Origin of the sequence: Halalkalibacter kiskunsagensis, from assembly GCF_037027555.1 — a bacterium.
GTDB classification, from domain to species: domain Bacteria; phylum Bacillota; class Bacilli; order Bacillales; family Bacillaceae_D; genus Halalkalibacter; species Halalkalibacter kiskunsagensis.
In genome coordinates, this window is the sequence record NZ_JAXBLX010000047.1 from 26,578 (window position 1) to 37,293 (window position 10,716).

General features: G+C 39.6%; 9 protein-coding genes, 10 tRNA genes and 1 pseudogene. 2 read left to right on the forward strand and 18 right to left on the reverse strand.

Annotation, left to right across the window (positions count from 1 at the left end):
* Positions 1-76: 76 nt before the first annotated feature.
* From SLH51_RS20200 to sigW, 7 genes are all read right to left on the reverse strand, one after another.
* A complete protein-coding gene (locus SLH51_RS20200; protein ID WP_335963336.1) occupies positions 77-979 on the reverse strand; it encodes an aldo/keto reductase in 903 nt (300 codons plus the stop codon).
* Between the two features lie 421 nt (positions 980-1,400).
* Positions 1,401-3,203: a glutamine--fructose-6-phosphate transaminase (isomerizing) gene (glmS, locus tag SLH51_RS20205; protein ID WP_335963337.1), complete on the reverse strand. Its 1,803-nt coding sequence runs from the start codon at positions 3,201-3,203 to the stop codon at positions 1,401-1,403.
* Between the two features lie 405 nt (positions 3,204-3,608).
* Complete coding sequence (gene glmM / locus SLH51_RS20210) at positions 3,609-4,958, reverse strand: phosphoglucosamine mutase (RefSeq protein WP_335963338.1); 1,350 nt, start codon at positions 4,956-4,958, stop codon at positions 3,609-3,611.
* A gap of 27 nt (positions 4,959-4,985) precedes the next feature.
* Positions 4,986-6,224: a CdaR family protein gene (locus tag SLH51_RS20215; RefSeq protein WP_335963339.1), complete on the reverse strand. Its 1,239-nt coding sequence runs from the start codon at positions 6,222-6,224 to the stop codon at positions 4,986-4,988.
* The gene (gene cdaA, locus SLH51_RS20220) at positions 6,217-7,041 is read right to left on the reverse strand and encodes a diadenylate cyclase CdaA (protein WP_335963340.1); all 825 of its coding nucleotides are present in this window, start codon (positions 7,039-7,041) and stop codon (positions 6,217-6,219) included. The genes SLH51_RS20215 and cdaA overlap by 8 nt, the downstream gene beginning before the upstream one ends.
* Positions 7,042-7,163: 122 nt before the next feature.
* Complete coding sequence (gene rsiW / locus SLH51_RS20225; RefSeq protein WP_335963341.1) at positions 7,164-7,802, reverse strand: anti-sigma-W factor RsiW; 639 nt, start codon at positions 7,800-7,802, stop codon at positions 7,164-7,166.
* A 15-nt stretch (positions 7,803-7,817) separates the two neighbouring features.
* Positions 7,818-8,381 (reverse strand): RNA polymerase sigma factor SigW, encoded by a 564-nt coding sequence (gene sigW, locus SLH51_RS20230; RefSeq protein ID WP_335963342.1) that lies wholly within the window; start codon positions 8,379-8,381, stop codon positions 7,818-7,820.
* 223 nt (positions 8,382-8,604) lie between these two features.
* Here sigW and SLH51_RS20235 point away from each other — a divergent pair, with 223 nt between their 5' ends.
* A complete protein-coding gene (locus SLH51_RS20235; RefSeq protein ID WP_335963343.1) occupies positions 8,605-8,778 on the forward strand; it encodes an aspartyl-phosphate phosphatase Spo0E family protein in 174 nt (57 codons plus the stop codon).
* A 58-nt stretch (positions 8,779-8,836) separates the two neighbouring features.
* On the opposite strand, the gene SLH51_RS20240 is transcribed toward SLH51_RS20235, so the two are convergent.
* The 8 genes from SLH51_RS20240 to SLH51_RS20275 form a co-directional block, all read right to left on the reverse strand.
* Positions 8,837-8,912: transfer RNA gene (locus tag SLH51_RS20240), tRNA-Ala, on the reverse strand.
* 8 nt (positions 8,913-8,920) lie between these two features.
* Positions 8,921-8,995: transfer RNA gene (locus SLH51_RS20245), tRNA-Gly, on the reverse strand.
* A gap of 25 nt (positions 8,996-9,020) precedes the next feature.
* Positions 9,021-9,093, reverse strand: a tRNA-Lys gene (locus SLH51_RS20250).
* Positions 9,094-9,261: 168 nt separating this feature from the next.
* Positions 9,262-9,336: transfer RNA gene (locus tag SLH51_RS20255), tRNA-Gln, on the reverse strand.
* A 5-nt stretch (positions 9,337-9,341) separates the two neighbouring features.
* Positions 9,342-9,426, reverse strand: a tRNA-Tyr gene (locus tag SLH51_RS20260).
* Positions 9,427-9,443: 17 nt separating this feature from the next.
* Positions 9,444-9,516: transfer RNA gene (locus SLH51_RS20265), tRNA-Thr, on the reverse strand.
* A gap of 3 nt (positions 9,517-9,519) precedes the next feature.
* Positions 9,520-9,595, reverse strand: a tRNA-Val gene (locus SLH51_RS20270).
* A 9-nt stretch (positions 9,596-9,604) separates the two neighbouring features.
* A tRNA-Glu gene (locus SLH51_RS20275) sits at positions 9,605-9,679 on the reverse strand.
* A gap of 144 nt (positions 9,680-9,823) precedes the next feature.
* On the opposite strand from SLH51_RS20275, the gene SLH51_RS20280 reads away from it, so the two are divergent.
* Positions 9,824-10,003, forward strand: a complete 180-nt coding sequence (locus SLH51_RS20280; protein ID WP_335963344.1) for a hypothetical protein — start codon at positions 9,824-9,826, stop codon at positions 10,001-10,003.
* A gap of 135 nt (positions 10,004-10,138) precedes the next feature.
* Here SLH51_RS20280 and SLH51_RS20285 read toward each other — a convergent pair.
* The 3 genes and pseudogenes from SLH51_RS20285 to SLH51_RS20295 form a co-directional block, all read right to left on the reverse strand.
* Positions 10,139-10,467: pseudogene (locus SLH51_RS20285) on the reverse strand (AraC family transcriptional regulator); the annotation flags it as partial.
* A gap of 90 nt (positions 10,468-10,557) precedes the next feature.
* Positions 10,558-10,633, reverse strand: a tRNA-Thr gene (locus SLH51_RS20290).
* Positions 10,634-10,640: 7 nt separating this feature from the next.
* Positions 10,641-10,715: transfer RNA gene (locus tag SLH51_RS20295), tRNA-Asn, on the reverse strand.
* Position 10,716 lies beyond the last annotated feature (1 nt).

Consider the following 10,716-nt stretch of genomic DNA (forward strand, 5'->3'; position numbering starts at 1 on the left):
TTCAATAAAAAATGTCGTACTGCCGTGTCTCAAATCATTCAAGTCATAATAATGTTTGCAAGGGGTTTTGACATTCTCACCATAATTTGTAGCCTGCTTCTATGAGGATTTTGTACCATTGTTCTCTTGTCATCTGCATACCCCCTAGCGAATGTATTGCTCGCTTTATACGCTCTCTATTTCCAGTTCCTAATACTATTATAGGATCTGATGAATGCATAAGAAGCCACTTATAAATAACTTCATCAATCTCCTCTAGGTGAAGTTCTTGCCTAATACCTTCTAATACATTCTTCATGTTCTCTTCTAAGGCATTAGTAGGATTGAAAATTCTCCCCCCTGCTAATGGTGACCAAAACATCGGATGAATTCCTTCCTTTAAACAATGGGTCATTGTTCCATTCTTATAATTTTCAATTCCCAGAGGATGCAACATAAATTGATGTGTAACTAATTTTACATCCGCATATTTTTGTAGTGTATCGAATTCCAATGGATTATGGTTTGATAGCCCAAAGTATCTAACCTTTCCTTTATCTCTTAATTCATTAAGAGTATCATTTAATTCTTTCGGATTAACTAGCAAGTCATGCATATGAATGAGTAATAAATCAATGTAATCACAGTTTAGTTTTTCAATTGATTTGTTAACCTGATTTATTATGTACTCCCTATCAGTATTGAAGTATCTCGTTTTTATATTAGGGTTTTCATCATTACGAACACATATTGAACATTTTGTGATAATTTCCATTTCATTTCTTAACTGGGGTTTCATTTTAAGAACTTCACCGAATAGAGCTTCGTTATGGTGATTTCCACCATAAATGTCAGCATGATCAAATGTAGTAATCCCTTGTTCAATACACCATTCAACAAATTCTACACTTTGTTCTATACTGAAATTCCATTCATTCATTCGCATACATCCGATAACTAATTTTGATATTGAAAAATTGTCCTGTAAATTTACTTTCACAATTAGATACCTCCATACATTTTTTTCATCAGTGATATCTGAAAAATTACTAGAAAACAGAATAAAAAGCTTTAGATCTTCATCATTTTTTTAAATATAACAGAATGTTCAGAGGTAATATTTCTATATTTTTGGTTTTGGACATTTAAAATCTTTGGAGTTGAAATCGGTTGCAAAAATCGGCAATTCTTCATCAACAATCTGGCCCTTTAACGGAACAACTCTATTGTCACTCAACAGTTACTTAAGTCGCATTTCAACTTCGGATGTTCTTTTCCTTTTCACTATAAAAACACCCCTTCGGATAAAACCATATCCAAAGGGGTAAAACGGTGCAACTTTTTTGAAACCGGTATAACTTTATTGTAAACGGTACGACTTTATTTGTAATCAACAACAGGTAACACAATCACACTTCCCCTTACTCCACCGTCACACTCTTCGCCAAGTTACGCGGCTTATCAACATCACAATCACGATGTAATGCTGCGTAGTAAGAGATCAACTGTAATGGAATAACGGTCGCTAGTGATGTTAAGTGCTCATGAACTTTTGGAATAACAAATGCATCCCCGTCATGTTCTAAGCCTTCCATACTAATGATACACGGGTACGCACCGCGAGCTGCTACTTCTTTTACATTTCCGCGAATGCTTAAGTTAACATGCTCTTGAGTTGCAATCGCCACAACTGGAGTGCCTTCTTCTATAAGAGCAATTGTACCATGCTTCAATTCGCCACCAGCAAAACCCTCCGCTTGGATGTACGAGATTTCTTTTAACTTTAGAGCTCCTTCTAAACAAACGAAATAGTCAGCTGCACGGCCAATGAAGAAGCAGTTTCTTGTTACAGATAAATAATCTCGAGCAATTTGCTCTAATTTTTCCTTTTGATCACATAGGGCTTCCATCGCACTTGCGACAATACCAAGCTCTTGTATCGGATCAAAATCAAGCTTAATGCCTCTAGCCTTTGCCGTATCAACAGCAAGTAAAGTTAAAACAGCCATTTGCGCTGTGTAAGCTTTCGTTGATGCAACAGCAATCTCAGGACCAGCATACGTGTGGAGTGTAAAGTCAGCCTCACGAGAAAGTGTCGATCCAGGTACGTTCGTAATCGTTAGTGCTTTATAGCCTTTCTCTTTCACGTCAACAAGCACACCGCGAAGATCGGCTGTTTCACCACTTTGTGAAATGAAAATAAAGAGTGGGTTTTCGGATAAAAGCGGCATATTGTATAAAAATTCGCTCGCAATATGAACTTCAACAGGGCGTCCGGCAATCTTTTCAATCAGTTGTTTTCCAACTAGACCAGCGTGATAGCTCGTGCCTGCTGCAATAATATAAATACGATCAGACGATTTCATTGCGCTACGGATGTCTTCATCCAAACGAACTGTACCATCTTCGTTTTGATATTTCTGAATGATGTTACGAATGACAAAAGGCTGCTCGTCAATTTCCTTTAGCATGAAATGAGGGTATGTGCCTTTTTCAATGTCACTCGCATCCAGTTCAGCTGTATACGGTGAACGTGTCATAACGGTACCGTCTAGGTTCTTGATTGTCACATCGTCACGTGAAACAAGGACAACTTCTTGGTCCATAATTTCAACAAACTGATTCGTCACTTGTAGCATGGCCATCGCATCAGACGCAATAACATTTACACCCTCGCCTACACCAATCAGAAGTGGACTTTTATTCTTCCCAACATAGACTACTTCTACATTTTGTTTATCAAGAAGAGCCAGTGCATAAGAACCTTTTAACAAAGATAATGTATGACTAAACGCTTCTTCAACTGATTGGCCTCCTGCTACAAAACGATCAATAAGTTGAACGATAATTTCTGTATCTGTTTCACTATGAAGAATGACATCCGTCAAATATTCACTCTTTAATTGTTCATAGTTCTCAATTACACCGTTATGAACAAGCGTAAACCTTGCTGTTTCGCTTTGATGCGGATGAGCATTAACACGACTTGGCACACCATGTGTTGCCCAGCGAGTATGACCAATTCCGACCGTACTATTAACGTTATCATCGACTACTTTACGCAGTGACGCAATCCGTCCTTTTTCTTTAAAGACATGTACGCCCTCTTCATTGGCAACGGCAATACCCGCTGAATCATAGCCACGGTATTCCAACTTTTCTAGCCCACGTAATAAAATCTCTTTCGCATCATCAGTTCCAATATACCCAACAATTCCGCACATAAAATAAATTACCTCCCAGATTTGGGGGCAAGTAACCTTAAGGGACAAACTTGCCCCCACTCTTATTTTTTTAGAAGGCATGCTTACTTCTGTCTTTGTGCAAAGAGTTGCCTCTTTGTTTTTTACAGAAGTCTATCGGTTGTCATGCTTTCAACCGGAGGGCATCCGCCGAACACTCGATACTCCCTCTCCTCGTCAACTATACTTAGCGTATAGTTCAGGCGCTTTTAATCGATAATCTTAGTCGATCCACCTTTCTATTATTGACTCGCTTCATCATACCTCAGCCAAAAGCCGACGTCAATTACAAGTCAAGGTTTTACAAATTGTTTGAGAGTTAGGATACACTCTCTATATAAAAATATGCATAAGTAGCATGTCATGTGCTACTTATGCATATTTAGGTTATTCGTTTAAACCCATTTCTTCTGTTACAACTGCGACAATGGAGTCAACGTATTGTTTACAAAGTTCTGCTGTTTTTGCTTCAATCATAACACGTACAAGTGGTTCTGTTCCTGATGGGCGCACAAGAACACGCCCTTCCCCTGCCATGGCAGTTTCCACTTGCTCAATCACTTCACGAACACGCTCGTTCTCTGTCACCGCATGTTTGTTCGTGACACGGACATTCACTAGCTTCTGTGGGAATGTTTCCATTTCAGAAGCTAACTTAGATAAAGGTTTATTTGTTGCTTTCATTATATTAACAAGTTGTAGCGCCGATAAGACACCATCTCCTGTTGTAATATGATCAAGGAAGATAATATGCCCCGATTGCTCTCCTCCAAGATTAAATCCACCTTTTCTCATTTCTTCCATAACGTAACGATCACCTACAGCAGTCTGTTTCGTTTCAACCCCTATTTCTTCCAGCCCTTTATAAAAACCAAGGTTACTCATAACCGTAGAGACAACCGTTCCGTGTTTTAACCAACCTTGTTCTTTCATGAACTTTGCACAAATAAACATAATTTTGTCACCATCGACAATCTCACCATTCTCATCAATCGCAATTAAGCGATCGGCATCTCCGTCAAATGCTAGGCCAATTTGTGCTCCTTTTTCAAGAACAAACGCTGCTAGAGCCTCTGGGTGAGTTGAACCACATTGTTCATTAATATTTACCCCATTTGGAGCCGTTCCCATCGTTGAGATATCGGCTTCTAAATCTGCGAAAAGGTGAGGAGCGAGTGATGATGCTGCTCCATGCGCACAGTCAAGAGCAATGTGAATTCCTGAGAAATCTTCTTGAACAGTCTGTTTAAGAAATTGTAAATACTTTTGAACCCCTTCAAAATAATCGTTCAGTTGACCAAGTTCACCACCAGTAGGTCTAGGTAGCTCGTCTTCATCACTATCTAGGAGACGCTCAATTTCCTCTTCTTGATTATCTAGCAATTTAAATCCATCTGGTCCAAAAAACTTAATTCCATTATCAGGAACCGGATTATGCGATGCTGAGATCATCACTCCTACATTTGCACTTAATGCCTTTGTTAAAAAAGCAACTCCAGGAGTTGAAATTACACCTAACCGCATAACTTCTGCCCCAATTGACAAAAGCCCTGCTACAAGAGCACTTTCAAGCATTTCTCCGGAAATGCGCGTGTCACGCCCGATAATGACTCGGGGTTTTTCCGTATCTTTTGTTAGAACATACCCACCTATTCTACCAAGTTTAAATGCAAGCTCTGGGGTAAGTTCTGTGTTGGCAACCCCTCGTACACCATCAGTACCAAAATAATTTCCCATTATTCATTCTCTCCTTCAAACAACTCATCACTCAGAACGCGATGTAATCTCAATTGGAATTGTATTTTCAACTGAACTAAAGTTAATATTTGGAGGTCCATTTATTTGTACCTCTACATCATATTCACCTGTTGATAAATCACTCACATCGACAAATACTTGTATATCAGATAACGTTAACCTCTCTAATGATTCCTCGGACCCTCTTGCCGTTATTGTTACGACTCTAGTTTCATTGCCATTAAACGTGACATCCACGTCCTCACGCCCACCAATGACATCCACAGGTATGTCAGTAAATTCTTCTACCTCTTCTGTGCTAATCGAAACAGTAACGGTTACATCTGCAGGCGATACTCTCTCCACCCCTGGAGGGACTGGAATCGTCATTTCAAATGTTTGGCTTTCTGTTAATTCACTAAGGTCGATTTCGCCTACTTCAACCACATTCATTCGATCAATGATATCCGTTGGACCATAAATCGTAACTTCTTCCGGTTCAATTTTAACCTCATTAATACTAACTCCTTCTGGCAGTTCCCCAGTTCGTGTTACCTTGGTGGGTACTAAGCGATTCGGGCTTGTAATAGGTACTTTCACATCTACTACCTGAGGTTCCATTGTTAACGCTAACTCATTCCCATCTTCATCGTATAATCTAACCGGTGTTGTTTCTTCAATCGTTTTGTCAGCTCCTGCAACATCAACATACGCTTTTGCTACACTTACATCTGCCACTAAACTTCTTGCAGCAGTCACATCAATATTAATTGGAGTGACAATAGGAGTTCCAACTGAATAGCCTTCTTCTACTTCACCAGAATTGATAATATCAACTTGTACCGGAAAAGAAACGGTTTGTTTTTCCTGAAGTTCAACCCGAGCATATTGTGGAACAATAGATACTGATAAATCACTCGGGAAATTACGGTGCTGCACACTTAATGTATGGACACCTTCCCCTCGTTCTCTAACATCGACAAACACTTCAAAAGAAGGTCTTGTTAGTTGGAACAATGTAAGAGAGCTCTGTGGTCCTTTCAAATTCACCTGAACATGTTCTGTTTTATCCGTAACTTCATAGTTTTCATCATCGTACAAAACGGTCAGTTCTACATCCTCGAGCGTATAAGACGCAGGTGATATCGCTGGAAGCACACCAGGCTGTGTCGTCACATTGTCAATATTCACCATTGTAAAAAGCATTAACGCAATAAAGAAAGAGATAATTTTAACAAACCAATGGCTGTTAAACAGTTTATCCATTTTTCTTCCCTCCCCACTGCCAACGTGAAGTGGTTGTTTGCTTCGTTTCAATAAGAAGTTCTCGCTCTAATAAACTACGTAACGTTTCTTCATCAAGCTCTCTATGTAGTTCACCATTTTTTGTAAGAGAAATACTTCCTGTTTCTTCCGATACAATAATGGTAATCGAATCGGTTACTTCACTTACGCCTAACGCTGCACGGTGCCTTGTTCCTAATTCCTTTGAGATAAACGGATTTTCTGATAAAGGCAAATAACATGCAGCCGCTAAGATCGTATTCCCTTTTAAGATGACCGCCCCGTCGTGAAGAGGGGTATTTGGTATGAATGTATTAATGAGCAACTCAGACGTTAAATTGGCATTCATTTGAATTCCTGTTTCCACATAATCGGTCATTCCGGTTTCTCTTTCTAAAGACATGAGCGCACCAATCCGACGCTTGCCCATATAGGTCGAAGCCTTAACTATTGCTTCAACGGACTTTTTAACAGAATCATCTTGAGGGACGGTCCTACTAGTGAACAACCTTCCTCTTCCTAATTGCTCTAGTGCTCTCCTAAGTTCAGGTTGAAAAATAATAATAATCGCAAGTAGCCCGTACGTAATCGTCTGGTTCATTAAAAATTCAAGCGTTCTAAGCCCTAAAAAACGACTCAAAAACCATACAGCTAAAATAACAGTAATTCCTTTCACCAACTGTACAGCTCTTGTTCCTCTAATAATCATTATCGCCTTATACACAACATAAGTTACAAGCAATATATCTATAATTTGACCAACATAATTAAGCAACTGAAACTCTTCTAAAGAAAACATGGCTCTTCCTCCAAACCATTAACATACATCGGTGGCGAATCCTTATAATACCAATTCATTTTCGCTTGTCCCATTATATCATAGTATGTGAAAAAAGTTGAAATATACAACAAAAGAGGGCTCTACTCGTTTGAGCCCTCTTGATCAGTAATCGATATGACCTCTTTTAAAAAGCGTTTTGTATGGTACCAAACCCAATCTAGCACCTGATTTAATTCATGAATTTCACCAGATACATGCCCTACTGATGCGTAGTAAGATTCACTATTCACAAGTAGAACGTTCCCTTGAACTTCCCCATCTATTTGCAGTTGTCCATTTCGAACAACTAAATCTCCTTTAATCACTTCACCTTCTGGAACAATCACTTTTCCACTCTCTTGATCAATCTGCACCTGACCAGATCCTGTAACGACGACCTGCTCATCGTTTGTGTTCCAAAGAGAGGCTATACTTGCTAACATAAGGAAAAAGAATATGGCTGCAGAAATAAGCAATGGATGTTTACGTGACCATTGTTTCCACTTTGAAACTGGTTTTCGCTCTGGTAGCTTTGCCATGATGTTTTCTGTAAAGCCCTCCGGAGCTTCTATATGAGATGAGCTTTGCACAAAGGCGATTACTTTCTTTAACTCATGAAGGTGTTGTTTACAAGAAGTACAGGTAGTAAGGTGCGTTTCTAATTTGTTTTTTTCTTCTATAGTAGCATCACCATCAACGACTTTTTGAATTAACTCTTCATATTGTTGTTCACACTTCATGTTTCACACCTCTTTCTATACATGACGCATCCGCTTTCTTAGTGCTTCTCTTCCACGATGTATTCTTGTTTTCACAGTAGATGATGGTATATCAAGAATCTCACTGATTTCTTTTATCGATAAGTCTTCTAAATATTTTAAAATAATTGCCGTTCGATACTTCGGAGGCAACTGATTGATTTCATGTTGCACCCACTCTTGCATCTCCATTGTTACCACTTGATCCTCTAGGCGTTCTTCATCAGCGGCCAACTGAGACTCAAACGTCAACCCTCCTGCCCCTTGAACTTCATCTTGAAGATGGAAATCAGGCTTTTTTTTACGAAGCCGATCAATCGCTACGTTCGTTGCAATCCGAAATAACCAAGTCGAGAACTTGCGATTGATATCAAATCGATCAATATTTGTATAAGCTCGTAAAAACGCTTCTTGAGCCACATCTTGTGCTTCGTGCATATTTCCGACCATCCGATAAGCTACTTGGTAGACTTTGTCTTTATAAAGTTCGACAATTTCTGCAAATGCCTGTTGATCACCTTTCCTCACTTCCCGAATTAACCGTTTTACAATTGTATCCATTCCCTATCCCTACCTACTTCATTCTGTCTTGTATTACGTAATAGCATCCATTTACGTTTCAAGTTTCTGTCATTTTTTTGTCAATTACTATCATAACACGAAATAGATGTTTCGTTTTAAACAAAAGGGGTATAGATAAGTACCTTTTTTTCAGTCGATTAAAGAAAAAGGAACTAGATGTATCCAAGTTGAATTTGATCATTCTAGAAAGGTGGGACGAATAATGAAGAAGGAAACTCAACTTCTCATCGAGATCGAGCAATACAGATCATTATTAAATAAAACTGCAAAAAACACCTCTATTATCTCAGAGGAAATGCTTAAATACAGTCAAAAACTTGATCAACTGTTAAATGAGTATGAAAATTTACTAACTAAGATTACTATCAAACAATAAATTGAATCAAAATAAAAAACCATAGACACTTCTATGGTTTGGATTATAAATTCATTAATGGTGGAGCCTAGCGGGATCGAACCGCTGACCTCCTGCGTGCAAGGCAGGCGCTCTCCCAGCTGAGCTAAGGCCCCAATAAATTTGGAGCGGAAGACGAGATTCGAACTCGCGACCCCCACCTTGGCAAGGTGGTGTTCTACCACTGAACTACTTCCGCGTATATTTTAGAGATGAAGAAGTTATGAGCCATGAAGGACTCGAACCTTCGACCCTCTGATTAAAAGTCAGAAGCTCTACCAACTGAGCTAATGGCTCATGATGTATTTTCTAATGATGTATTTCATGACACTTTCGGACGAGGTCTCGCTTCGTTGTCTCCCCTGTTCCTTCCTCTTCTAGCAATGCTTTGAAGCAGGCTGTGTCGGAACAACTCGATGTTATTTCTAGAAGCTTTGCTCGTAACTGAGCTAATGGCTCAAAAAATGGCTGGGCTAGCAGGATTCGAACCTACGCATGACGGAATCAAAATCCGTTGCCTTACCGCTTGGCGATAGCCCAATAAATGGTGGAGGGGGACGGATTCGAACCGCCGAACCCGGAGGGAGCGGATTTACAGTCCGCCGCGTTTAGCCACTTCGCTACCCCTCCACTATAAAATGAAACGATGCCGGCCAGAGGACTTGAACCCCCAACCTACTGATTACAAGTCAGTTGCTCTACCAATTGAGCTAGGCCGGCATATGGTGGAGGATGACGGGATCGAACCGCCGACCCCCTGCTTGTAAGGCAGGTGCTCTCCCAGCTGAGCTAATCCTCCACTATAAAATGGTGACCCGTACGGGATTCGAACCCGTGTTACCGCCGTGAAAGGGCGGTGTCTTAACCGCTTGACCAACGGGCCATTTCTTACTGACAAAAAATATTATATCTAAATATAAATCGAATGACAAGTACTTTTAATAAAAAAATTAAAATAAAATTAGCCTATTGAAAATACGAACGTATATTCGTTATAATAGATAAAAAAGGTTGGGGTGTTGGAATAATGAACGATCACAGTCCTTATTACTCCCGTGAAGAATTACTTACATTACTAGACTATGTGCAACATAAAGCAAAAGAGGAGACCAAGATACAAGTGGCGGAATGTATGCTCGATTACGGAATCGATATAAAGCTGGTTGGTACGATAACAGGACTAACGAAGAATCAATTAAAGAGATAATGGTCGATTCCCATACAGCTTAGATGCACAGTGATTAAAAAATTTTTGTTGCCGTTGTGGTATTCGGCACAATTCTAAGTTTGTAAATTGCATTTTACTTTATATCTTTTTTTATGATTTAAGAAGCCCGAAAACGAGGTGCCGAAACAGCTCGTTGGTTTCTTCATTTGAATTTTTCCACATGGAGGCAATCTCCGGATTAACTCCTAGGAACTCTTTCCTTATTACCAACGAGATGAAATGCCTCTAGTTCATTTCACTTCCCCCTTTATTGAACTGGAAGGTCATCCGTGGATAAGCTTTAAGTGAGCCGCCATTATTCCTGGCCTCTGTTGGTGTTAACCTTTCATATTATGAAAAGCTCTTACAAAAGAATCTGGTGAGTTGTAGCCATACTTGATGTATTCCGATAGCGAAATTCCTGCAAACAAGGAACATTCTTTTAAAATGTATTCCGAACAATATTTATAGACAGTTATTCAAAAATGGCAGTTCAAAACAAATAAAAAAACGCCTCTCCATTTCTGAAAAGGCGTGTTATATATGTATTCTTCTGGAGCTTCCAAGCGGACTTGAACCGCTGACCCCTACCTTACCATGGTAGTGCTCTACCGGCTGAGCTATGGAAGCATAAAAATGGCTCCACAGGTAGGACTCGAACCTACGACCGATCGGTTAACAGCCGATAGCTCTACCACTGAGCTACTGTGGAA